General features: G+C 50.0%; 20 protein-coding genes and 3 pseudogenes. 10 read left to right on the top strand and 13 right to left on the bottom strand.

What is annotated here, in order from left to right:
- Positions 1 to 206: 206 nt before the first annotated feature.
- From A2F46_RS02395 to A2F46_RS02375, 5 genes are read right to left on the bottom strand one after another with little or no spacing between them, the layout of a single operon-like run.
- Positions 207 to 833, bottom strand: a complete 627-nt coding sequence (locus A2F46_RS02395) for a site-2 protease family protein (protein ID WP_066566129.1) — start codon at positions 831 to 833, stop codon at positions 207 to 209.
- Between the two features lie 56 nt (positions 834 to 889).
- Positions 890 to 1,525: an L-threonylcarbamoyladenylate synthase gene (locus A2F46_RS02390; RefSeq protein ID WP_066566125.1), complete on the bottom strand. Its 636-nt coding sequence runs from the start codon at positions 1,523 to 1,525 to the stop codon at positions 890 to 892.
- Between the two features lie 42 nt (positions 1,526 to 1,567).
- Complete coding sequence (locus tag A2F46_RS02385; protein WP_066566122.1) at positions 1,568 to 2,407, bottom strand: PHP domain-containing protein; 840 nt, start codon at positions 2,405 to 2,407, stop codon at positions 1,568 to 1,570.
- 9 nt (positions 2,408 to 2,416) lie between these two features.
- Positions 2,417 to 2,626 carry an oxidoreductase-like domain-containing protein gene (locus A2F46_RS02380; RefSeq protein WP_066566119.1) on the bottom strand — a complete coding sequence of 70 codons (210 nt, stop codon included), beginning with the start codon at positions 2,624 to 2,626 and terminating at the stop codon, positions 2,417 to 2,419.
- Positions 2,619 to 2,846, bottom strand: coding sequence for an RNA-binding S4 domain-containing protein (locus tag A2F46_RS02375; RefSeq protein ID WP_066566116.1), 228 nt, complete (start codon positions 2,844 to 2,846; stop codon positions 2,619 to 2,621). The genes A2F46_RS02380 and A2F46_RS02375 overlap by 8 nt, the downstream gene beginning before the upstream one ends.
- Before the next feature lie 99 nt (positions 2,847 to 2,945).
- On the opposite strand from A2F46_RS02375, the gene argE reads away from it, so the two are divergent.
- Entirely contained in the window at positions 2,946 to 4,142 is a 1,197-nt protein-coding gene (gene argE / locus A2F46_RS02370; RefSeq protein WP_066566113.1) for an acetylornithine deacetylase, read from the top strand.
- Positions 4,139 to 4,537, top strand: coding sequence for a cytochrome b562 (cybC, locus tag A2F46_RS02365; RefSeq protein WP_066566110.1), 399 nt, complete (start codon positions 4,139 to 4,141; stop codon positions 4,535 to 4,537). The genes argE and cybC overlap by 4 nt, the downstream gene beginning before the upstream one ends.
- A 97-nt stretch (positions 4,538 to 4,634) precedes the next feature.
- Here the strand turns inward: cybC and A2F46_RS02360 are convergent, their stop codons facing one another.
- The 7 genes and pseudogenes from A2F46_RS02360 to A2F46_RS02330 form a co-directional block, all read right to left on the bottom strand.
- On the bottom strand, positions 4,635 to 5,201 hold the full coding sequence (locus A2F46_RS02360) for a hypoxanthine-guanine phosphoribosyltransferase (RefSeq protein ID WP_066566108.1): 567 nt from the start codon (positions 5,199 to 5,201) through the stop codon (positions 4,635 to 4,637).
- A 39-nt stretch (positions 5,202 to 5,240) separates the two neighbouring features.
- Positions 5,241 to 7,137, bottom strand: a pseudogene (speA, locus tag A2F46_RS02355) (arginine decarboxylase).
- A 292-nt stretch (positions 7,138 to 7,429) separates the two neighbouring features.
- Positions 7,430 to 8,725: a histidinol dehydrogenase gene (hisD, locus tag A2F46_RS02350; protein WP_066566105.1), complete on the bottom strand. Its 1,296-nt coding sequence runs from the start codon at positions 8,723 to 8,725 to the stop codon at positions 7,430 to 7,432.
- A gap of 31 nt (positions 8,726 to 8,756) precedes the next feature.
- A complete protein-coding gene (locus A2F46_RS02345) occupies positions 8,757 to 10,169 on the bottom strand; it encodes an NYN domain-containing protein (protein WP_082783543.1) in 1,413 nt (470 codons plus the stop codon).
- Positions 10,170 to 10,188: 19 nt separating this feature from the next.
- Positions 10,189 to 10,845 carry an ATP phosphoribosyltransferase gene (gene hisG, locus A2F46_RS02340; RefSeq protein ID WP_066566103.1) on the bottom strand — a complete coding sequence of 219 codons (657 nt, stop codon included), beginning with the start codon at positions 10,843 to 10,845 and terminating at the stop codon, positions 10,189 to 10,191.
- A gap of 124 nt (positions 10,846 to 10,969) precedes the next feature.
- Positions 10,970 to 11,623, bottom strand: coding sequence for an SCO family protein (locus A2F46_RS02335; protein ID WP_066566101.1), 654 nt, complete (start codon positions 11,621 to 11,623; stop codon positions 10,970 to 10,972).
- A gap of 104 nt (positions 11,624 to 11,727) precedes the next feature.
- Complete coding sequence (locus tag A2F46_RS02330) at positions 11,728 to 12,297, bottom strand: L-threonylcarbamoyladenylate synthase (RefSeq protein ID WP_066566099.1); 570 nt, start codon at positions 12,295 to 12,297, stop codon at positions 11,728 to 11,730.
- A 113-nt stretch (positions 12,298 to 12,410) separates the two neighbouring features.
- Between A2F46_RS02330 and A2F46_RS02325 the strand changes: the two genes are divergently transcribed.
- On the top strand, positions 12,411 to 13,166 hold the full coding sequence (locus A2F46_RS02325; protein ID WP_197457529.1) for a HesA/MoeB/ThiF family protein: 756 nt from the start codon (positions 12,411 to 12,413) through the stop codon (positions 13,164 to 13,166).
- 292 nt (positions 13,167 to 13,458) lie between these two features.
- Here the strand turns inward: A2F46_RS02325 and A2F46_RS02320 are convergent, their stop codons facing one another.
- Positions 13,459 to 13,980: a hypothetical protein gene (locus A2F46_RS02320; protein ID WP_066566096.1), complete on the bottom strand. Its 522-nt coding sequence runs from the start codon at positions 13,978 to 13,980 to the stop codon at positions 13,459 to 13,461.
- A gap of 212 nt (positions 13,981 to 14,192) precedes the next feature.
- Between A2F46_RS02320 and A2F46_RS02315 the strand changes: the two genes are divergently transcribed.
- The 7 genes and pseudogenes from A2F46_RS02315 (at position 14,193) to A2F46_RS02295 (ending at position 22,997) form a co-directional block, all read left to right on the top strand.
- Positions 14,193 to 14,831 (top strand): TetR/AcrR family transcriptional regulator, encoded by a 639-nt coding sequence (locus A2F46_RS02315; protein ID WP_197457528.1) that lies wholly within the window; start codon positions 14,193 to 14,195, stop codon positions 14,829 to 14,831.
- A 51-nt stretch (positions 14,832 to 14,882) separates the two neighbouring features.
- Positions 14,883 to 15,068 carry a hypothetical protein gene (locus A2F46_RS12870; RefSeq protein ID WP_231867684.1) on the top strand — a complete coding sequence of 62 codons (186 nt, stop codon included), beginning with the start codon at positions 14,883 to 14,885 and terminating at the stop codon, positions 15,066 to 15,068.
- A 44-nt stretch (positions 15,069 to 15,112) separates the two neighbouring features.
- The gene (locus A2F46_RS02310) at positions 15,113 to 17,320 is read left to right on the top strand and encodes an acyl-CoA dehydrogenase (RefSeq protein ID WP_231867683.1); all 2,208 of its coding nucleotides are present in this window, start codon (positions 15,113 to 15,115) and stop codon (positions 17,318 to 17,320) included.
- Between the two features lie 296 nt (positions 17,321 to 17,616).
- A pseudogene (locus A2F46_RS02305) lies at positions 17,617 to 19,268 on the top strand (OmpP1/FadL family transporter).
- An 84-nt stretch (positions 19,269 to 19,352) separates the two neighbouring features.
- Entirely contained in the window at positions 19,353 to 19,514 is a 162-nt protein-coding gene (locus A2F46_RS13390; protein WP_369796297.1) for a 3-hydroxyacyl-CoA dehydrogenase NAD-binding domain-containing protein, read from the top strand.
- Positions 19,515 to 19,519: 5 nt separating this feature from the next.
- Positions 19,520 to 21,718 carry a 3-hydroxyacyl-CoA dehydrogenase/enoyl-CoA hydratase family protein gene (locus A2F46_RS02300; RefSeq protein ID WP_369796296.1) on the top strand — a complete coding sequence of 733 codons (2,199 nt, stop codon included), beginning with the start codon at positions 19,520 to 19,522 and terminating at the stop codon, positions 21,716 to 21,718.
- 80 nt (positions 21,719 to 21,798) lie between these two features.
- Positions 21,799 to 22,997 (top strand): annotated as a pseudogene (locus A2F46_RS02295) (acetyl-CoA C-acyltransferase).
- Positions 22,998 to 23,064: the final 67 nt, after the last annotated feature.

Genomic DNA, 23,064 nt, shown 5'->3' with positions numbered 1-23,064 from the left:
CTACCATCCATTTATGATTTTGGGTTATGACAAGAGACTTAACAAAAAGTTCTAGTTCCGTAAGAAAAAATAATTCATGTAAATTATTTAACCAACACAGCATTGTTGCTTTAGCCAAATAAAAAAAGCTGCTGATGAGTCAGCAGCTTGTTAATCCGCTTGTGAAAGCCGATGATGGGCTTACATCAGCGGCAGTATCACTTTCATTACCAATGCAAAAATACCAGCACGATGGGGCGCATAATGGGCAGCAATATCCCGAAAATCAATAAAAATAGAATAATCCAAGTGCCATATGGCGCAATTTTGTGAAATTGCATAGAGGCTTTAGGTGGCAAGAAGCTATCCACAATACGTCCACCATCCATGGGTAGAATAGGCAACAAGCTCAACACCATAATCCACGCATTGAAGCTGATGCCAATCATGCCCATCTTACTGAGTGGATCTTGAAATGAGACAGGCACCCATTGACTCACGACAATGGCCAAACCCCACACAAAACACATCATGAAATTCGACAGCGGCCCCGCCAAAGACACCAACCGTTGGCCTTGCCGCCAATTGCGGAAATTGCGCGGATCCACTGGCATGGGTTTGGCCCAACCAAAAATAAACATCATGCCACTCAATGAACTAATGGCAAACGACACCAAAGGCACCACAATGGTGCCAATGGGATCAATGTGTGATGTCGGATTAAAGGTAAGGCGACCGTATTGTTTGGGCGTGGCATCGCCACAGTAATACGCCGCAAAGCCACGCGCGGCCTCGCTCACAGTAAACGCAAAAATCATCGGCAATATCGCCAGTAAAATCAAGGAAGCATCCATATATTCTTTCTTCGGTTCTTTCTGTGTTGTTCAGGCAGCTTGGATTGTAACGGTTTTCACAAGCCAAATGGGGTGCTGTCGCCTTTGCCCTGGCGTACCAATTCAATGCCTTGTGTCATATCAATCACCGTGGTTGGTTCGGTACCACACCAGCCACCATCAATCACCAAATCAACACTGTGCTCCAAACGATCACGTATATCATAAGGATCAGTTAATGGTGCTTCATCTTCAGGCAACATCAACGTACACGACAACATGGGTTCACCCAAGTCAGCCAACAAGGCCAATGCAATCTTGTTATCAGGCACACGCAAGCCAATGGTCTTGCGCTTGGGGTGTAGGGTGCGCGCTGGTACTTCCTTGGTCGCGCCTAAAATAAATGTATAGCTTCCTGGTGTCGTGGCCTTGAGCAAGCGAAACTGGCTGTTGTCTACTTGAGCATAAGTGCCCAGCTCGCTTAAGTCATGGCACATCAATGTTAAATGGTGTTTTTGATCGATGCCGCGTATTTGCAAAATGCGCTGCATGGCTTCTTTATTCCCCAGTTGGCAACCCAAGGCATAACAAGAGTCCGTAGGATAAGCAATCACGCCACCTTGGCGCACAATTTCAGTGCATTGTTTGATTAAGCGCTCTTGTGGCGTTTCTGGATGAATGGCAAAAAATTGAGCATGATGAAATCCTCTCATTTATTGTTGTGATTATTGTGTGTGAACAGCATTGAGCCCTATTCAGGCTGCCTGAAACCGTGTCCATACCGGCTGACAAATCGGTGGCAACTCGGGGCACCGCCCCAAATCCCCGCCGCCAAAATCACCAACCCGGTGGAAGTCACTGCCACAGCTGGCCATCAAATCGAAACGCTCAGCCAATAAGGCATAGTTCAACCTGTCGTTTAGCGATGAGCGCCCACTGTGAACCTCAATAGCCACACCACCCAGCGCTTTAAACTCTTCAAACAAATTGCGCTTGGCTGTGGCCGATAAATCGTAACGCATGGGATGGGCAATCACGGCCAGCCCACCTGCTGCTGTGATGGCACCAATGGTCTCGCCCAAATCCGCCCATTGATGTTTGACACAACAAGGCTTCCCTTCTCCTAGGTATTTTCGGAACGCCTCAGCCTTATTGCGGACATGACCATTATCCACCAAGAATTGTGCCAAATGGGTGCGGCTGGGCATGTCGGGATTGGTGACCAACGCCGATGCGCCAACGAGCGCATCGGCAATGCCTTTGTGCGCCAATTTTGCAGCCATTGCCTGAAAACGCATGATGCGCCCTGCGCGTACCTGTGCCAGCAGTTGCTGCAAACCTTCGTGCCGATCATCAAAATCCAACCCCACCACATGGATACTACGTGCGCGCCAAGTCACGGAAATTTCAACGCCATTAATCAAACGCATCCCCAGCTGCTGCGCCTGTTGGCGGGCTTCGACCAACCCACCGGTATGATCATGATCGGTGAGCGCCAGCAAGGTACAACCATGCTCATGGGCGCGGCGCACTACCTCACCTGGCGATAGAGCACCATCGGATATGGTGGAGTGGCAATGTAAATCGATGCTCATCAGCCGGCCTTATTTATCAGAATCAAGTTTGGAAATGCGATGAGCGGAATCGATCGGTGTTTGCATAGAAGATACTTCAGCCAAGTGGCGCTGTTGGGCATCATAGGCCGCTTTTTCTCGGTAATACAATTCCCACACACACGCATCTCCGCAATCGCTGCCGCAACACTCCCAATCTTCGGGCGGGATCGGTTCAGGCAGCAAAGATATTTCACTCATGGCTGCCTGAACACACCTCGATGATCACGTCACCCAAGGCAATGATTTCGCCTGCATGAATTTTGGCGGTTTTACGTGTTTCCACCACACCATTGCGACTGACCGCGCCATCACCAATCACATGCTTTGCACGCCCGCCACTGTCAACGACACCTGCCAACTTCAGCAAATCGCACAAAGCCACATACTCGTGACCATCCAAATAAAAAGCTTGTTTCATGGCATTCTTTCCACCCGTTGAGGGCCATATTGTAAACGCAAGCGCTGCGTATAACCGATAATTTGTGCTATCTTGGCGAAAAATCAAGCGGATGCACACATGGATACCATCAACTGGCTTAAGACCTTAATTGGTTTTGACACCACCAGCCGAAGTAGCAACCTACAACTCATTCACCACATTGCCGATTACTTATGTCAAGCCGGACTTGATCCTTGGCTGGCCCACAACGACATCGGCAACAAAGCCAATTTATTTGTGACCATTCCGGCCGCAGATGGCTCAGTTCATGACGGCATTGTCTTTTCCGGTCATACCGATGTGGTACCGGTAGATGGCCAAAGTTGGTCGTCTGAACCGTTTGTTGCCAACATACATGAAGGTCGCCTTTATGGCCGCGGTAGCTGCGACATGAAAGGTTTTATTGCAGCGGTGTTGGCAGCATTGCCACAAATGCAGTCAGCCGCACTCAAAAAACCTTTGCACATCGCCTTGTCCTATGACGAAGAAATCGGCTGCTTGGGTGCGCCAGTTATGCTGGCTGAGCTGGCTCGGCGCGGCCTCAACCCGCAACACTGCATCGTGGGTGAGCCCACCAATATGCGCATGGTGGTAGCACACAAAGGCATACACACCTTTTGTTGCGAAGTACATGGCAAAAGTGCCCATTCATCATTGACGCCACAGGGGGTCAACGCCATTGAATATGCGGCCAAATTGATCGTCTACATCAACCAATTGGCAGGAAAATTACAACAGCGCGCCGATCTGGATCAGGCTTTTGATGTTCCTTTCTCAACATTATCTACCGGCGTAATACAAGGCGGTACTGCGCTCAACATCATTCCCAATCATTGCACTTTTGAATTTGATTACCGCAATCTACCGCACATGAGTCCTGCCGATGTGGCGGAGCCAATTCGCGCCTACATTCGCAATGTACTCGAACCCGCCATGCAGGCCACCGACCCCCATTGCCACATTGATTTTTTCCAGCGAGAGAATGTGCCCGCATTGGATGGTGCCGACAACGCCCTACTGCAAGCACTCATTGCCCAACTGGTGGATAATAGTCAGCTAAGCAAAGTAGCGTATGCCACCGAAGGCGGCCAATTTCAGGCAGCCGGCATACACACCATTATTTGTGGACCGGGCAGCATCAACCAGGCACACAAAGCCGATGAGTATATTGAATTGGCCCAACTGGCTCGATGCGATCATTTTTTAAGCAAGCTGATTCGCACACAGCTGCCTAAACATAAAAATAGACATTCAACCCATAGGAACACGCCATGAACACCAAAAATATTGCCAAACCTTTATTACTCAGCCTAACGCTGGCCTTAACCGGGCTTTCGACAGCCTCTGCCGCCGACCTAGATGAAAACATGACGACGCTGACCGTCAAATACCATGCATTCAATACCGCGCAAACACCAACAGCAGCGATACAAGCCTTAAATGCGATGAAAGCAGCAGCGATAGATGCCAAAAAAAGCACTCCCAATCGCTTGGATAACCAGCCAGCCAACAGCGCCCCTATGCGCGACTACCGCGCAGGCATGGATGCGTTGATTAAACAAATCGACAAAGTGAACGCATTGGCGGCGGCCGGCCAATTGGCGCAAGCGAAAGCAGAAGGTCAGAAATTGGGTGTCATCCGCGACGAAAATCATAAGAAATTCCGTTAACCACTTAGTGGTTTGCGCGGCAGTTGATTTTCAATTGCCCATCCATCATCCACTCAGCCGCCAATCGCAACAAGGCGGCCTAATGTGTATCCCTGAATTAATGACCTGAGAGCGCGTAAATCTCATCCAAATTACGCCATTTGTTTTCGGCATCCATGCCATACCCAAAAACATAGCGATTGGGCACATCCAAGCCCACAAAATCAGCCGTAATGGGTTTGGGCTTACCAATGAGCTTATTGGCAAATACCGCAGTCAAACAACTGGCGGCGCCCATAGACAGCACCTGCTGCTGGATGGCCGCCATGGTATGGCCTTCATCCAAAATATCATCCAAAATCAACACATGCCGCCCTGCCACTTCATTTTGTGGCGCCCGCAGCCATTTAAATTGACCGCCCTGAAGCTTATCGCCATACCGCGACACATGCACATAATCAAAATCCAGAGGAAAGCGCAACAAAGGCAGCAGTTTACCGGTAAACACCACCGCACCGCCCATCACCGGCAGCACCAGCGGGTATTTGTCACCCAAGGCCGCCGTGATGTCTGCACCTACCCGCTGCAAAGCAGCTTCACACTCGGTTCGGCCAAACAACAAATCAGCCTCATCCAACATCGCTTGGGTCGCAGCACGCTGCGCAGACATATCCAATTCATTCATGACTCGTTTTCCCTATATTCAAGCTTTCAGGCAGCCTGATTATTCATTTTCATTCACACTGAGATAAGATGATTGCTTGAGGCCGCGGCAAAATTCAGCAAAATACACCTTACGGTTGGTCGCATCGAGCTTTGCAAAACGGGCCTTTTCTTCAAATTTATTGAGCACCTCATCTGGTGCTAAGTGCACATACCGCAGCATATCTTCAATGGTATCGTGTTCTTCCATGCCCGTATATTCCACGCGCCCATCATCATGCACCCAAACATTCACCGAGTCGGTATCACCAAAAAGATTGTGCATGTCGCCCAATATCTCCTGATAGGCCCCTACCATAAACACCCCCAGCAAATAAGCCTGATGTTCTTTCAATGCATGGATGGGCATACTGGATTCAATGCTCTGCTGATCCACATAAGCACGCACCTTACCATCCGAGTCACACGTCAAATCTTGCAATACGGCGCGCCGTGTGGGCTGTTCGTGTAGGCGGTGTATCGGCATGATGGGCAAAACCTGACCAATGGCCCATGCATCCGGCAAGCTTTGGAACACAGAAAAATTACAGAAATATTTATCCGCCAATCGATCGGTCAGTTCATCAAATACCTGCCGTTGGCTGCGTTGACTGGCTTGTAGTTGCTTTTTCAAGCGCCGGCACAACACCGCATACAACTGCTCGGCCAAGGCTTTTTCTGCTAAAGGCACTTTACCCTCGATGTAGTTTTCTGTGACCTCTGCCAAATAATGGCTGATGCGGTAATAAGTTTCGGTAACTTGATCACTGTCGGTGACATTCAATTTTTCCAATAACTTTTTGGTCGCAAAACTCAGTGCGTCCTCATCCACAATGGGTGGCACACTGTCAGGCAAACGCTCCACATCAGTCACGTTCATAACCAAAACCGCGTGATGCGCGGTCATGGCGCGGCCCGATTCCGAAAAAATATGAGGATGCGGAATGCTGTTTTCATTGCAATATTCAGCCAACATAGACACGATTACATGCGAATATTCACCCATGTCGTAGTTAATTGAACTGGCATTACGTGAATGGGTCCCATCGTAATCCACCCCTAAGCCGCCACCCACATCAACATGGTCAATGTTTAACCCCATAGCACGCAGTTCAGCAAAGTAGCGCACGGCTTCTTTGAAGCCGCTGCGGTAATCGCTGATATTGGCAATTTGTGAGCCCATGTGAAAGTGCATCAGCCGCACCTTATCGCCCAGCCCAGCGGCAGTAAGCTTATTCACCGCCGACATCAATTGTGCGGCAGAAAGACCAAATTTACCTTTATCACCACCGGTGTCTGCCCATTTACTGGATGCCAGCGACGAAAGACGCACACGCAAACCAATATTGGCAGTGACACCCAAACTCTGTGACTCAGCAATCACATAATCAACCTCGGCTTCTTTTTCAATCACGATAAATACCTCGTGACCCAATCTCTGTCCCATCAGCGCCAAACGGATGAACTCGCGATCTTTATAACCATTGCAAACAATGGTGCCGCCCTTAGGGGCAAATGCCAACACAATCATCAGTTCAGGCTTAGAACCTGCTTCCAAACCAATAGAAACTTCATCATTTTTGGGAACAATGATGTTTTTGACCACACTTTCTTGCTGATTCACCTTAATTGGGTAAATGGCGGTGTAACGGCCTGCGTAATCGTTTTTGTGGATAGAACGGTTAAAAGCTCGACACAACTTAGCAACCCGATCTTGCAGAATATCAGGGAAACGAAACAACATCGGCAAATCTTGGCCACGGTTTTGCAAATCATCCACCAGCCTACTAGGCTGACAGCGGTATCCGATTGGGCATTGGGCCGCACCATGACTTCGCCTCGTCATTCACAAAAAAATAACCATCCCCCCAATGATTGACGCCATACAGGCTGGCACTATCGGCGGCAGTCCAAGTCATATTGATTTCCTTATCTTTGATGGTGGGTGTGTTGTGGTCATTATCCCAGATTTAGTGTGGCAACAGTGTTTCTACCTAACCGCTCGACAGGCTGCCTGAAATAAAACCTAGAACGCTGTTTTTATTACATTTAAATAAATTTTATCAACTGGCCGTTTTTGTTTATTATATTGTTTTTAAATAATTTTTCTAGTTATTCCGTATTTATCCACTATTTTATCCACAGATCATGCTGCCTGAAAACAATACCGCCCATGTGCGGGACATGGGCGGTATTGTTCCATGGCTGGTTTTACGACTGTTTCAAGCGCAATTCTGCGGCACGAGCATGGGCAATTAAACCTTCGCCATGTGCCAGTACACTGGCAATCTCCCCCAATTTTTGCGCACCATCAGCAGATACTTGAATCAGACTACTGCGTTTTTGGAAATCATACACCCCTAGCGGCGAAGCAAATCGAGCGGTGCGGCTGGTCGGCAAAACATGATTGGGGCCAGCACAATAATCACCAAGGCTTTCACTGGTGTAGCGCCCCATAAAAATAGCCCCTGCATGGCGAATTTTAGGTGCCCATAATTCGGGTTGCGTCACCGACAGTTCCAGGTGTTCAGGCGCCAAATAATTGGCGATTTCACAAGCCTCATCCAAATCTCGCGCCAAAATCACCGCACCTCGATTATTGAGTGATGCCTCAATAATGGCGCGCCGCGGCATCGTGGGCATGATATTGTTCATTTCGGCTTCAACCTGCAATGCATAGTCCGCCGAAGTGGTAATCAAAATGGCTTGGGCAATTTCATCATGTTCGGCTTGACTGAATAAATCCATTGCCACCCAATGGGCAGGTGTGGATCCATCCGCTACGACCAAGATTTCGCTGGGGCCTGCTACCATATCGATACCCACCACCCCAAATACCCGCCGTTTGGCTGCCGCCACATAAGCGTTACCAGGGCCTGTGATCTTGTCCACTTGGGTAATGGTTTCAGTACCATAAGCCAGCGCCGCTACCGCTTGCGCACCACCAATAGTAAACACTTGGGTGACACCAGCGACATAGGCTGCCGCTAGCACAATATCATTGCGCTCACCGCCGGGCGTAGGCACCACCATGATAATTTCCGGCACACCCGCCACATGCGCAGGCATCGCATTCATCATGACCGAACTGGGGTAGGCCGCTTTGCCTCCCGGTACATAAATGCCCACTCGATCCAGCGCGCTGATCTGTTGCCCAAGCAAGGTACCATCTTCATCCCGATATGACCAAGATGCTTGCTTTTGATGCTGATGATAGGACTCAATACGCTGAGCAGCGGTGGTCAGTGCGGTACGCACCGATTCAGGCAACCGCAAAAATGCTTGCGCCAAATCCTGCTGACTCAAGGTTAAATCAGCCATGCTGTGCGCACAGGTGTGGTCAAAACGATTGGTGTATTCCACCACCGCAGCATCGCCTCGCTGCTGCACATCCGCACAAATCGTCGCCACGGTGGCATCCACCTTAGGATCTTGCGCAGTTTCAAATGCCTGTAGCGCCTTCAGTTGCGCCTTAAAATCGGCATCCTGCGTATTCAAGTATTTCATCACTGTGTTCCTATCGGCCCAACGGCCTCACTTATTCCAGTTTATTATTGCGCTTGTCGGCAGGGTTTTGCGAGGGCGCCAATACATCGTTGTCATCCCTCAGGGCTGGAATCACCACCTTCAGTGGTGGCTGTTCACCAGTCGGCGTGCTAGCTACGCTATTGGCCGAACCATAGCGCTTATTAATGCGAACACGTTCCCCTCGCCCCACTTTTTTGGTTTCAACCCAATCCTGATAGATCGCCCCAATGGCTTGCTTGATGGTATCAAACCCATATTCTTGAGGAATGAAATCTGAATCAATCACCAACAATTGCTTGGTTACCTGCGTTACGGTTGCCCAACCATCGGCATCGGCACTTTTAGCAATGGCTTGCTGCACCAAAGGAATCAATTGCTTGAACGTATGGCTATTGGCAGAAAAATCAGGCGGATTATTTTGGTTGACAGTCTGCTCGGCTGCTGCGGCGGGATAGGTATTTTTGGGTGGGCGGCCGCGACCGCGTTTGGGTGCGGCATTGCTGCCATAATTATTGCTGACTTTATGCGCTGTTTTTGATTCGGGATGGGCCCCAAACACGGTCGGCGTTGAGCGTACAGCAGCCTTGTCATTGCCTGCCTGCGCATGGATGTTGGGCATATTATTGCCATTATTGGTGCGCGTTTCCGTTTTCACCAATGGCACATTGTTGCTATTGTTGCGTTTTTTGGTGCGCAGCCACAAATGGTTCCCCTTGATCTGCGTTTCAAATAAATCAATGGCGCGTATCAAGCTGGATAATTTGGCATACCCCCAATTGCGGGCATCAAAATCCGAATTCACTTTATTGATGTATTGCCCCACCACGCCCAATGAAGCCCAGCCATCATCATCGGCATGCTCTTTCACCGCATTGCGAATCAAGTTCATCAAACCCGAATCTTGCTTCAATTCTTGTGGTGATTTGCGTTTTGGCTTATCGGCTGCCTGAATTTTATTGGTGTCTTCCACTTCCGCAGCAGCATGACGCAATAGATTTTCAGTGTAAATAAATTTGTCGCAAGCTTTGCGAAATGCTTCTGGGGTTTTTTTCTGGCCAAAGCCATAAACGGTTAACCCGTTTTCACGAATGCGACTGGCCAATCGGGTAAAATCGCTGTCGCTGGAAACGATGCAGAAACCATCAAAAGTATTGCTGTAGAGCAAATCCATGGCATCGATCACCATAGCCATATCGGTGGCATTTTTGCCTTTGGTGTAGGCAAATTGCTGTACAGGTGTAATGGCATGCGGCAACAAGGCGTCTTTCCATTTTTTCAAGCCACTGCTCCAGTCGCCGTAAATGCGCTTGACACTGGCAATGCCATATTTGGCGATTTCTTCCAATAACACATCAACAATATCGGCAGATGCATTGTCAGCATCGATGAGAACAGCCAGTTTAGCGGAGTTTTCAGTGCTCATAAGTGTCTTCCTATATAGCCTAAGATGCAGATTGGGCCGTGGCTTCGGCAAAAACATCAATAATGGGCTGAATGGTATCGTATTTCAATTTTAGAGCGGCTTTGTTGACCACCAAACGGCTGGAGATGTCGGCAATGTGCTCTACCGCTTCCAAATTATTGGCCTTTAAAGTGTTGCCGGTGGACACCAAATCCACAATTGCATCCGACAAACCAACTAAAGGTGCCAATTCCATAGAACCGTAAAGCTTAATCAAATCAATGTGTACCCCTTTGCTGGCAAAATGTTCGGCAGCGATGTTAGGGTATTTGCTGGCCACGCGCAAACGGCTACCAGGTTTGACTGCCGCAGCATAATCAAAGCCCTTGCGTACGGCCACCATCATCCGACATTTGGCAATTTTCAAATCCAGCGGCTGGTATAAACCGTCGCCACCGTGCTCAATCAGCACATCTTTACCAGCAATACCAAAATCAGCCGCACCATATTGTACGTAAGTGGGCACATCGGTTGCCCGCACAATCACCAACCGAATGTTGTCATGATTGGTGCCGATAATTAGCTTGCGCGATTCTTCCGGGTTTTCTGCTGCCTCAATACCAGCGGCAGAAAGCAGCGGCAAAGTCTCTTCAAAAATACGCCCTTTGGATAAAGCAATGGTTAATTGTTTGGTCATAATGGGTTCAAGCAGCCTTGTGTGTTCGACAATCAGACAACGGACAAGGCTGCCTGAAAATAACTGCGATTTGCTGCAGTTGGTCGCTAATAAAGTGGTGAAAACAATTCAATAAAAGTTTATTTTAATCTAACAGGATTTTGATGTCATGGGCCAATTGCGTGGCTGTTTGGCTATGCGGCTCATACACTGCTGTCTGTCCATTGCGGTCAATCAAATAAGTTCCCGTGCTGTGGTCCACCATATACTGCCCTGGCACATCGCTGGCCACTTTGCGCGACACCACTTTATATTGCTGCATCACCTTGTCTAAATCAGCCTGGTGCAGGCGATCCACCGTCAACCCGATAAAAGTAGGATGAAAAGCAGGCGCATATCGCTTCATTACTTTGATGGTATCGCGCTCTGGGTCCACCGTCACAAACAATACTTGCACATCTTGGGCACGTGGGCCCAGTTGCCCCAACGCATCGGCATAAGCCAATAAATTGGTGGGACAGACGTCGGGACAATGGGTATATCCAAATACCAACGCCACCACTTTGCCTTTAAATTGGCTCAAATGTATCGGCTGACCATCTGGGCCCAGCAACGTAAAATCGTGCCCGCCCAAACCAGCATCGCGCACATCAGTACCCTCAACAGCCAATGTCTTAGAAGCCGGTTTGGTATGGCTTTTTTCAGCCGCAGCAGAATGAGTCTGTTGCTGTGGCTGGCAAGCGCCCAAAGCCAAACTGCAACCCAAGCCCACAATGATGCGCATGAATCGATAAATCATACTTCCCCTTATGAAAAATCAGGTCATGCCGGATTTTTTCAGGCAGCCTCAATTAAAGAATATACGCCCGACCCACCACCAGAATTATTGGCACAGATTGTGTCTCAGCGTAAACGCTTGCCACTGGCCCAATCAATAATTTGGCTGGGCTGTTTGCGCCCGCCGGTACGCCCGCCAACCACCATCACTTGACGGCCAAATTGACGGCACACTTCACGTTCACTGCGGCAAGGGCGTTTTCCTGCGCGATTGCACGAGGTCGACACCAAGGCAGACCCCATGACCTGACACAAAAATCGAGCCGGCTCAAACCCAGGCACCCGCACCGCCAACGTGGTCCGCGCACGACCCCGCAGCAATGGCAATACGCAATCCCGAACCGGCAACAGCAAGGTTTTCGGTGCAGGCCATTGCGCCATCAAAGCCATTCGCTCATGGGCCAGCTGCGGCTGTAAAAGCGGCGCCAGCTGGTCCCAATGCGCACCGATCACAATCAACCCTTTGTATTGAGGCCGTTTTTTAACCGCAATGACGCGACGCAAGCCCATCGCCTGCTGAGGCAAACAGCCTAATCCATAGCTGCCTTCCGTGGGATAGGCAACCAAGCCGCCACGCTGTAAGTGCGCGCGTAAGCGATGTAAAAAAAAGCCACTGGGGCGAATAGGATGGGTCATAATCCAGCCAAGGTGTTCAGGCAGCCCGGCAAGACCTGGGCAAAGGGGTATAATCGTACACCGAATTCCTCATTGGGTCAGCGACCCTGCTTTGTCAACTTGGTGTTTTTGCCATGATTAACGATACCCAACTTCTGCGTTACAGCCGCCACATTTTACTTGATGACATCGATATGGCTGGCCAGCAAGCCATTTTATCGGGGCGGGTGCTGGTAGTCGGTTGTGGCGGGCTGGCACATCCGGCCTTAGCCTACCTGGTCAGCAGCGGTGTTGGACACATTACCCTGGTCGATGACGACACCGTGGATGCAAGCAATTTGCAGCGGCAATTTTGGTTCACAGCAACCGACATAAACCAACCCAAAGCGCAAGCATTAAGCCTGCGATTGCGCCAACACAACCCCGACACCCAGATCAGCAGCCACATCCAACGTGCCGATGAATCTTTTCTCGCCACACAATTGCCTTTAGTTGATGTGGTGCTGGATTGCACAGACAACTACGCCACGCGGCAACTCATCAATCGCTGCTGCTTTGCTGCGCGCAAACCGCTGGTTTCCGCTTCAGCGCTGGTATTTGCAGGACAGCTGGCGGTATATGACTTTCGCCAAGGGCATGGCCCCTGCTATCAATGCTTGTTTGATGGCGATTTTGACGACAGCGACGCCAGTTGCGCCAAAAATGGTGTATTCGCGCCTCTTTTGGGCATCATGGGCGCCGCACAAGCCAACGAAGCACTCAAATTATTGGCCAATCTCAACCAAGATAGCAGCAGCTATTTGCATTGTTTTGATGCCCGCACATTCCAATGGCAACGTTTACGCATCACGGCCCAAACCCATTGCCCCATTTGCGGCAGCATTGAATAACACCCAGTACCCTTTATTATCAAGGCTGCCTGAAAACAAAATAGCGTGCAACCTCCACACGAGCAATGCTTCAATGACAATCAACTCGTTTGCTGCCGACAGTTCACGCTCACCCGCCACAACCTGATCAACCGCTTGCTGCCAGCAGCATAAACAACATTGCCTCAGTCATGCCCATGATTATTTAGCTGGGCTACCTACTCACTCACCCACATCAATGCTTTGCAGCCTTGCGTTAAAGAATGTGATCCAAGCGCGCTACCATTGTCTAAGCACAGACATCATTGAACTTTTATTCAACTCGATTCACCTCTTCAGACGCGATTACCGGCTCGGACGATTGCGGTTTGGTTCTGGTGTAGTTACGACACAATAATTTTATGGTTAACCAAGCAGGGTAAGGCATCAACAGGGCAACAACCAGATAACGGATATTATGGATATCCACTACCCAGTGACCATGCAGCAAATCCCACAAGGCCCAGCCCCATTGCCACCATGCAGGCAAACTGAACGCCAACACCGCCACCAAGCCTACCAGCCTACCGGGCGAAAATGCCCAAGCGGTGTTTTCTTGAATCGCCCGACTCAATTGCAACACTGTTAAAAAGCCAAACGAAATCGCCACAATCATGCCCCCATTGGCCAACACCTGTAGCCAACTAAACGCAATATCGGGAGAAAGCGGTAGCCCACTTTTGGGCGAAATCGCACGCCCCATAGACAAACTTTTGCCCATATTCAAAAAAAAGCCATACAGCAGATCAAGCCACAGTATCCACAGCGGCCATACCGCCAACAAGCGTTTTAACATGTCACTATCCCGAACAGATGATGGGCCACAGTGTACGCAGGCGCAGCATAAAAAACCATGCTTCAACCATGTTGCCTGAAGGTTTTTCAGCACTTTTACTGCAAAATTCTAGAGAAATTACTTTAAAAAATTTTCTGGAAATCAATTCTTTGTGTTTGACAAAGCTATTTTTAAAACGTATGTTTCAAACACTTGTTTTAATCGGATACCGCATGTCCTCCTCTGCCGTCCAAGACACTCAAACCATAGACCGCTTATTACACGCGGCCGAAGAGCATTTTGCGGTACACGGCTTTTTCGCCTCATCGTTGCGCCAAATCACGCGTGATGCAGAAGCCAATGTGGCGGCGGTTCATTATCACTTCGGCAGTAAAGAAGCCTTATTTGTGGCGGTACTGAATCGCCGTATCGCCCCTTTTGTGAAGTCGGTTTTAGATGGATTGCATCAGGCCAAAGCCCACAGTGGTGCGCTGCAAGCAGAGGACGTGGTGGATGCCTTTGTGCACGCTTGTTTTGATTTGATTCAAGAGCGCCATGCAGCGGCTCTATCGAAGTTGGTTTCACGCTTGATGTTGGATGAATATAAACCGTTTCGTGACCGTCTGATTACCGAGCATGGTGAATTGGCAGAACAGCTTCAGGCAGCCTTTGCACACAGTCTTCCAAATTTACCTGCCGAAACCGTGCGGTGGCGCATGCATTTGGCTTTAAGTACTTTGTTTAACGCTTTTGCCGGCAATGATGTGGTGAAAGCGCTGGCGCCAGGAGCGGCAGTCAATGCCAAGGATCCGCAGCAAGTGGCCCGCTATGTAAAACCGTTTGTGGTCGCCGGGTTAACAGCCCCGGCATAATGGCAGTAAAACATTTTTACACATAACAAACCTTGATAAAGAGAGGCAGAAATGTTGAGTATTCTTTTAATGCTGGTGCTATTGGGCATTGCCGCTTATTGGCGAGCCAATGGTTGGATATTGGCCATCGCTGCCATCGCCGGCTTGGCGCTGGGGCAGGCAGATTGGTGGTGGGTAGGCGCCATTGTGGTGGCCGTCATTGCGGTATTGAGCTGCTTCTCCCCCGTACGTCGCTGATGACCGCGCCCATTTTTGGGGTATTCAAAAAGGTGACGCCGCCCATGTCGGACACTGAACAGGCTGCCATCAATGCTGGCACAGTATGGTGGGATGGTGAATTATTTTCAGGCAAACCCAATTTCAGCAAATTACTCAACTATCCTGATCCAACGTTAAATGAAACCGAACAGGCTTTTATTGATGGCCCGGTAGAAGAACTATGCGCCATGCTGGATGACTGGGACATCACCCACAACCGCAAAGATTTGCCACCAGAAGCTTGGCAATTCATCAAAGATCATGGTTTCTTAGGCATGATCATTAAAAAGCAATATGGCGGTTTGGATTTCTCCAATTATGCCCATGCCAAAGTGGTCATGAAAATCGGCACCCGCTGCGGTAGCGCGGCGGTAACTGTCATGGTGCCCAATTCATTGGGCCCAGGCGAACTACTGCAACACTATGGCACTGAAGCACAGAAAGACTATTATTTACCGCGTCTGGCCAAGGGCATTGATATTCCTTGTTTTGCCTTAACCAGCCCGCATGCTGGCTCAGATGCCGGCGGCATCCCAGATTTCGGTGTGGTTTGCAAGGGCGACTTTACGGATCCCATTACGGGTGAGGCGCACAAAGACATCCTTGGCATTCGCCTATCTTGGGAAAAACGCTGGATTACCTTGGCACCCATCGCCACCGTATTGGGCTTAGCATTCAAAATGTATGACCCCGACGGTTTGCTCGGCGACACCAAAGATATTGGCATTACTTGCGCGCTGGTGCCCACCAATGTGGCCGGTGTTGAGATCGGTCGTCGCCACTATCCTTCTGGCTCAGTGTTCATGAATGGCCCGACCTGGGGCAAAGATGTTTTCATTCCCTTAGATTACATTATTGGCGGGGTTGCCTATGCAGGCAAAGGCTGGCAAATGCTGATTGAATGCTTATCGGTGGGTCGTTGCATTTCGCTGCCCGCCAACTCTGTGGCGGCAGGCAAAGTTGCCAGCTACACCACCAGCCTATATGCCCGCATCCGCGACCAATTTGGCCTCCCAATTGGCAAGTTTGAAGGGGTCGATGAGGCTCTGGCTCGCATAGGTGCATATACCTATCAAATGGAAGCCAGCCAAGATTTGGCCTTAACGGCATTAGACTTGGGCGAAAAACCCAGTGTGATTTCAGCCATCTTGAAATACCACAATACCGAGCGTTATCGCAAAACCATTAACGATGCCATGGATATCCATGGGGGGCGAACCGTGGTATGGGGACCTCGCAATTATCTGGCCAACGGCTATTCTTCCATTCCGATTGCCATTACGGTGGAAGGGGCCAATATCCTCACGCGCAGCATGATGATCTTTGGCCAAGGCGCGATTCGTTGCCATCCTTTTGTATTGAAAGAAATGCAAGCCGCCATGAGTAATGATGGTGTGGCATTTGATCAGGCATTCAGTGCTCATGGCCACTTCATTCTCACCAATATTTTCCGTAGCTTCTGGCTGGGGTTGACCAACGGCGCCTTTAGCCACAGCCCCAAATCGGGCGTTAGCGCACGCTATTACAAACAAATGAACCGAGTGGCAGCCAATTTCGCGCTATTGGCAGACATGTCTATGTTTAGCTTAGGCGGCTCCTTGAAGTTTAAAGAAAAATTATCGGCTCGACTGGGAGATGTGCTATCGCAGCTCTTCATTTGCAGCGCGGTGGTGAAACGTTTTGAGAAAGAAGGTGCCACCAAAGCCGATGAGCCCCTGATGCAATATGCCGCCCAACAAGCACTGTTTGATGCCCAAACAGCAATGGATGGGGTACTCAAAAACCTACCCGCTCGCCCGCTGGCTTGGCTATTGAGAATTTTAATCTTGCCCACCGGACTGCGTATTGCACCACCCTCAGATAAAGTCGGTACAAAAGTGGCCAAGGCCATGATGCAAGGTGACGAAACCCTAAGCCGCTTGGCCGCCAATATGTATATTCCGCAAGATGAAAACGAACCGATTGGCGTATTGGCACCGGCACATGCCGCCGTATTGGCCACAGAGGCACTGGAGAAAAAACTGCGCCATATGGCACGCAATGCCGAATTCAGCGCCATCTCACCTGCCGACCAATTGCAAGAAGCGTTGTCTAAAAACATCATTAGCCAAGACGATTTTGATGCCATCACTCGGGCTCGCAAGCTCAAGCGTGATGTCATCATGGTGGATGATTTTGACATGCAATTGCACGATTTCGATCCAAACTTGCTGCAACGGCACGTGTTTTAACCCCATTCAGGCAGCCTAGCAGGCTACACTTAGGCTGCCTGAATAAGTTAATTGAGATGTAGTCAATAAAAAAGCACCGTCCGAATGAGATTATTAACGAGAAAATAATCAAATTTATGTAAACAATAAGTGCTGCAATGCACAATAAATAAAGCCTTGACGTGTTAATAATTGTGAGAATTAGAGTAGATATACAAGACCTGTTTCGGTATAGAATGAAAACTCAACACGCAATTAAACCTGTTGATTTTTTTGTTTGCATCTACTGACACACCTTGTTTCTTGGAGAAACCATAATGACAAAAACACCACTGACTGTAATCAAAGCCACCACTTTACTGATAGGCACGGCATTCTGGGCGCAAGGCGCTTGGGCATCCGGTTATCATTTCGGGACACAATCGGTTAGCAGCCAATCCACTGCCAATTCTTCGGCCGCGGAAGCCGCTGATCCGTCTACGTTGTTTTACAACCCAGCCGGTTTAACCAAGCTGGATGGCACCCAAGCCACCATCAACCTCAATGTGGTGGCCCCCAGTGTGAAATACAAAAATGCCGAAGCCCAATACCCCGCCAGCGTGTTGACTAACGGGCAGCAGCAGCCAGTGGAAGGCAGTACTTCAGGTAAAATTTCTGACGACATCGTCATCGCCCCGCATGCCTATGCTTCGCATAAAATCAACGATCAATTGACTTTCGGTTTGGGCATTTACGTCCCTTTTGGTTCAGGCACGGATTATGACAAGGATTCCGTGTTGCGTTACAACCTCAACCGCTTGGGCTTGGAAACCATCGCCATCCAACCCACACTGGCATACAAAATCAATGATCATCATTCTGTTGCCGTAGGTTGGTGGCGCAACACACCAAGGCGCACTTGCGCCAATTTGCTAATTTCGGCTCCGCGCTCCAAGCCAGTGCCGCTCAAAGCGCACAAAAAGCAGCGGGTGCGGCACAACAATACGCCACCGCCGCTCAACAAGCCCAAGCCGCCGCTCAAGCCGCTGCTGCGGCTGGCAACACCGCAGCAGCAGCTCAATATGGTGCCGCTGCCCAAGCCGCTGCTGCTGAAGCCGTAAAATACAAAGGATTGGCCACACAAGCCGCAGGCATGATGAGCCAATTTGGTAATGGCAAAGCAGATGGCTATGCAGATGTTACCGGTGGCGATTGGGGCTTTGGTTATAATTTGGCATGGCTGTGGGACATCAATGATTCGTTCCGCGTGGGTGTGAATTACCGCTCGAAAGTAGACCATACTTTAAAAGGCGATGCCGAATGGAAATTGAGTGGTGATATTTTCAGTGATCCCGCTTTGGGTCAAATTGCCACTCAAGGCATCCGCAGTAACGGCTACGTAGCAAAAGAAGACGCAAAAGTAAAAATTACCACACCGGAAAGCCTGTCCGTGCACGGCATGTGGAAAATCAACCCCAAATGGAATGTATTTGGCGATTTAACGTGGACTCGTCACTCTCGTTTCAACAAGGCTTATTTGCAATTTGAACATGAAAAACTGGTAGCGGATCCCCAAAATGGGGGCACCACCACCAGCGACACCACCATCCTCAACCCAAACTGGCGTAATACTTGGCGCGTGGGCGTGGGCGCTTCTTACCAAGTCAACGACCCATTGCAACTGCGTTTTGGTGTGTCCTACGACCAATCGCCGGTGCGTAGCAGCAATTTCCGAATGAGCACGCTGCCTGACGCCAACCGCATTTGGTATTCATTGGGTGCCAAATACGATATCAACAAACAAAATACCCTGAATGTGGCCTATAGCTATATTTACATCCAAGGCGCCAAAGCCAATGTAAACGGCTGGTGCGGCGGCACATCCAGTGGCGAAGGTTCGGTTGCTTGCGTCTCCAGCCGCACCAATGGCAGCACCGAATTTAAGAGTCATGCCCAAATTTTGGGTGTGCAATACACCTATAAGTTTTAACCCGCGTAAACCGCGCTTTCAGGTAGCAGACATTGAGGCTGCCTGACACGCGGTTTGTATTTAACCGAAGAAAAAGAGGTCACCATGTCACAAGAGAAATTTGTGGTACGTAAAGTTGCCGTATTGGGCGCAGGGGTGATGGGTGCGCAAATCGCAGCTCATCTGGCCAACGCCAAAGTACCCACCGTCCTGTTCGATTTGCCGGCCAAAGAAGGCCCCAAAAATGCCATCGTACAGAAGCCTTAGCGGCATTGAAAAAACAGAAGCCCGCGCCTTTGGCCTGCAAAGACACGCTGGATTATATTCAGGCAGCCAATTACGAAGACGATTTAGACAAACTGCAAAATTGTGACTTGGTCATTGAGGCTGTGGCCGAGCGATTGGACATCAAAGAATCGCTGTATGCCAAAGTGGCGCCTCATTTAGGCGCCCAAACCATTTTCGCCACCAATACTTCAGGCTTGTCTATTGAAACGCTGGGCGGGGTATTCCCGGCAGAATTAAAGCATCGCTTCTGCGGCGTACATTTTTTCAACCCGCCGCGCTACATGCATTTGGTGGAGTTGATTCCTTGTGCCGCTACTGAAAATCAATATTTGGATAACTTAGAGCGTTTTCTGGTATCCACCTTGGGCAAAGGCGTGGTGCGCGCCAAAGATACGCCTAATTTCGTGGCCAATCGCATTGGCGTATTCTCCATGCTCGCCACCATTTACAACGCCAAGCAATTTGACTTGCGCTTCGATGTGGTCGATGACTTAACGGGCAAACGCTTAGGTCGTCCTAAATCAGCCACATTCCGTACCGCCGATGTGGTGGGCTTGGATACGTTCGCTCATGTGGCCAAAACCATGGACACCAATTTACCCAATGACCCATGGCATGCGCATTTCACTTTGCCTCAGTGGCTACATACCCTGATCGAACAAGGTGCATTGGGCGCCAAAACCAAAGCTGGTATTTTCAAAAAAGAAGGCAAGCGCATCATGATGTTTGATCCGGAGCACATGGATTATGTGCCATCCAATCAACGCGCCGATGCTGAAGTCACTGAGATTCTGAAAGAAAAAAACTGGGGTAAAAAACTCGCCGCCTTGCGCGCCAGCCACAACCCCCAAGCCCAATTCTTGTGGGCCAGCTTCCGCGATGTATTCCATTACATCGCCGTACAAGCAGAAACCATTGCGCAAAACGCCCGTGATGTTGATTTCGCCATCCGTTGGGGTTTTGGTTGGGATTTGGGCCCACTGGAAACATGGCAAGCGGCGGGCATACAGCAAGTGGCCGCATGGATAGAAGAAGACATCGCTGCAGGTAAAGCCATGAGCACTGCACCGCTGCCGACTTGGCTGAAAAATATTGACGCATTCCACCAAGATTCAGGCAGCCTGAATTTTAAAACAGGTCAATTCGATCCACGCTCTTCATTGGACGTTTACCAACGCCAATATGCGCCAGCCAAACTTTTGGGCGAAAGCGACAAAATTTTGGGTGAAACCATTTTTGAAACCGAAGTCATTCGTGCCTTTACACTGGATGGCAAAGTTTTGGTGGTGGAAAACCGCAATAAAATGCGCGCAGTCAGTAAAGCCGTTTTGGATGGCCTCAATCAAGCCATTGATATTGCCGAAGAACGCTTTGACGCCTTGGTGATTTGGGCGCCGGATGCGCCTTTCTCGGTGGGTGCCGATTTAAAATCCATGATGCCGGCCTTTGCCACGGGTGACATGGTGGCAATTGAGGCAATGATCAAACAATTCCAAGATACCGCCATGCGCCTGCGCTACAGCCAGATTCCCACCATTTCTGCAGTGCAGGGCTTTGCATTTGGTGGCGGCTGTGAATTTGTGATGCACAGCAATAAAGTAGTGGCAGCCTTGGAAAGCTACATTGGCTTGGTAGAAGTGGGCGTGGGCCTGATCCCGGCCGGCGGCGGCAGCAAAGAATTCGCCCTGCGCGCGGCACAAGCCAGCCAAGGCGATATTTTGGCGGCATTGAAAGATCGCTACATGAACGTGGCGATGGCCAAAGTGGCCACCAGCGCATTGGAAGCCAAAGAAACGGGCCACCTCACCGCCGACGCAGTGGTGGTATTCAATGCCTATGAATTATTGTATGTAGCCTTGAGTGAAGCGCGGGCATTGGCTGATGCAGGCTGGCGCCCTGAAACACCCAAAACCTTTAAAGTTGCAGGCCGTGCGGGCGCTGCTTCCATCATGGGCCAGTTGGTCAACATGAAAGAAGGGGGCTTCATCAGCGATTATGACTTCTATATCGGCAGCAAAATTGCTTGGGTGATGACCGGCGGTGATGTCGATGAAGGCACTATTGTCGACGAACAATGGATTCTGGACTTGGAGCGCCAAGTATTTGTGGGCCTATTGCAGCAGGAAAAAACGCTGGAGCGCATTGAAAACATGCTGTCCACCGGCAAGCCCTTGCGCAACTAACCCAATCACCCAATTAGGCTGCCTGAAACCTTTTAATCCCCCGTTTTCAGGCAGCCACACCAGAATCAATGGAGAAGAAAATGACGCAATTTCGAGATGCTTATATTGTAGCTGCTACCCGCACACCGGTTGGCAAAGCCCCGCGCGGCATGTTGCGCACCACCCGCCTGATGATTTGCTGGCACATGTGATCAAAAGTGTCATTGCCCAAGTGCCGGAATTCGATTTACACGAAATCAACGATGTCGTGGTGGGCTGCGCCTTCCCCGAAGCGGAACAAGGTCTGAACATGGCCCGCATCGGCGTATTGCTCGCTGGCTTACCCAATACCGTGGCTGGCATCACCATCAACCGCTATTGTTCTTCTGGCATCAACGCCTTGCAAATTGCCGCCGATCGCGTGCGCACCGGTGAAGCAGAAATCACCATTGCGGCAGGCAGCGAATCCATGTCCATGGTGCCCATGATGGGGAATAAAGTTTCCCTCAACCCCAGCATTTTTGAGAAAGATGAAAACTACGCTATTGCCTACGGCATGGGTCTGACCGCAGAAAAAGTAGCCGAACAATGGGGTGTGAGCCGCGAAGACCAAGATATTTTCGCGCTAGAAAGCCACCGTCGCGCCTTGGATGCGATTGCGAAAGGCAGATTTAAGGCCGAAATCAGCCCCATTGAGGCAGTGTACCGCAGTGCCGATTTAGCCAGCCGCGAGCTGAGCGTGATACGCAAATTGTGCGATACCGATGAAGGCCCCCGCGCCGATACATCATTGGCAGGATTGGCCAAACTGCGTACGGTTTTTGCCGCCAAAGGCAGCGTGACGGCTGGCAATAGCTCACAAATGTCGGATGGCGCCGGTGCATTGTTGGTGGTGAGTGAAGCGGTCCTCAAGCGCTACAACATGACGCCAATTGCGCGCTATGATGGTTTTGCCGTACGCGGCGTGCCGCCAGAAATCATGGGCATAGGTCCGAAAGAAGCGATTCCGGCTGTACTCAAATCCAGTGGTAAAACTTTGGCCGATGTACAATGGATTGAGCTCAATGAGGCATTTGCCGCACAGGCTTTGGCTGTCATCCGCGATTTGGATTTAGACACCAGCATCGTGAACCCCAATGGCGGCGCGATTGCTTTGGGCCATCCGCTGGGTGCCACAGGTGCCATCCGCGCCGCTACGGCCATCCATGGCCTACGCAACCAAGGCAAAACTGGCTATGCCATGGTCACCATGTGTATCGGAACTGGCATGGGTGCCGCTGGTTTGATTGAAGTCCTGTAAGCGTATCTTCACTTGATCAAGGCTGCCTGAAAACATTCAGGCAGCCTTTTTTACGTAAGGGTGCAGG

Origin of the sequence: Snodgrassella sp. CFCC 13594, from assembly GCF_001590725.1 — a bacterium.
In the GTDB taxonomy this organism is placed as follows: domain Bacteria; phylum Pseudomonadota; class Gammaproteobacteria; order Burkholderiales; family Neisseriaceae; genus Snodgrassella.
The sequence above is the reverse complement of the archived record's forward strand: the minus strand, read 5'-3'. Positions and strand labels throughout refer to the sequence as shown.

Excerpts from the sequence above, each read along its gene's own strand:
- A2F46_RS02395 (WP_066566129.1), bottom strand. The coding sequence starts at position 833 with ATGGATGCTTCCTTGATTTTACTGGCGATATTGCCGATGATTTTTGCG.
- A2F46_RS02390 (WP_066566125.1), bottom strand. The coding sequence starts at position 1,525 with ATGAGAGGATTTCATCATGCTCAATTTTTTGCCATTCATCCAGAAACG.
- A2F46_RS02385 (WP_066566122.1), bottom strand. The coding sequence starts at position 2,407 with ATGAGCATCGATTTACATTGCCACTCCACCATATCCGATGGTGCTCTA.
- A2F46_RS02380 (WP_066566119.1), bottom strand. The coding sequence starts at position 2,626 with ATGAGTGAAATATCTTTGCTGCCTGAACCGATCCCGCCCGAAGATTGG.
- A2F46_RS02375 (WP_066566116.1), bottom strand. The coding sequence starts at position 2,846 with ATGAAACAAGCTTTTTATTTGGATGGTCACGAGTATGTGGCTTTGTGC.
- argE (WP_066566113.1), top strand. The coding sequence starts at position 2,946 with ATGGATACCATCAACTGGCTTAAGACCTTAATTGGTTTTGACACCACC.
- cybC (WP_066566110.1), top strand. The coding sequence starts at position 4,139 with ATGAACACCAAAAATATTGCCAAACCTTTATTACTCAGCCTAACGCTG.
- A2F46_RS02360 (WP_066566108.1), bottom strand. The coding sequence starts at position 5,201 with ATGAATGAATTGGATATGTCTGCGCAGCGTGCTGCGACCCAAGCGATG.
- hisD (WP_066566105.1), bottom strand. The coding sequence starts at position 8,725 with ATGAAATACTTGAATACGCAGGATGCCGATTTTAAGGCGCAACTGAAG.
- A2F46_RS02345 (WP_082783543.1), bottom strand. The coding sequence starts at position 10,169 with ATGAGCACTGAAAACTCCGCTAAACTGGCTGTTCTCATCGATGCTGAC.
- hisG (WP_066566103.1), bottom strand. The coding sequence starts at position 10,845 with ATGACCAAACAATTAACCATTGCTTTATCCAAAGGGCGTATTTTTGAA.
- A2F46_RS02335 (WP_066566101.1), bottom strand. The coding sequence starts at position 11,623 with ATGATTTATCGATTCATGCGCATCATTGTGGGCTTGGGTTGCAGTTTG.
- A2F46_RS02330 (WP_066566099.1), bottom strand. The coding sequence starts at position 12,297 with ATGACCCATCCTATTCGCCCCAGTGGCTTTTTTTTACATCGCTTACGC.
- A2F46_RS02325 (WP_197457529.1), top strand. The coding sequence starts at position 12,411 with ATGATTAACGATACCCAACTTCTGCGTTACAGCCGCCACATTTTACTT.
- A2F46_RS02320 (WP_066566096.1), bottom strand. The coding sequence starts at position 13,980 with ATGTTAAAACGCTTGTTGGCGGTATGGCCGCTGTGGATACTGTGGCTT.
- A2F46_RS02315 (WP_197457528.1), top strand. The coding sequence starts at position 14,193 with ATGTCCTCCTCTGCCGTCCAAGACACTCAAACCATAGACCGCTTATTA.
- A2F46_RS12870 (WP_231867684.1), top strand. The coding sequence starts at position 14,883 with ATGTTGAGTATTCTTTTAATGCTGGTGCTATTGGGCATTGCCGCTTAT.
- A2F46_RS02310 (WP_231867683.1), top strand. The coding sequence starts at position 15,113 with ATGTCGGACACTGAACAGGCTGCCATCAATGCTGGCACAGTATGGTGG.
- A2F46_RS13390 (WP_369796297.1), top strand. The coding sequence starts at position 19,353 with ATGTCACAAGAGAAATTTGTGGTACGTAAAGTTGCCGTATTGGGCGCA.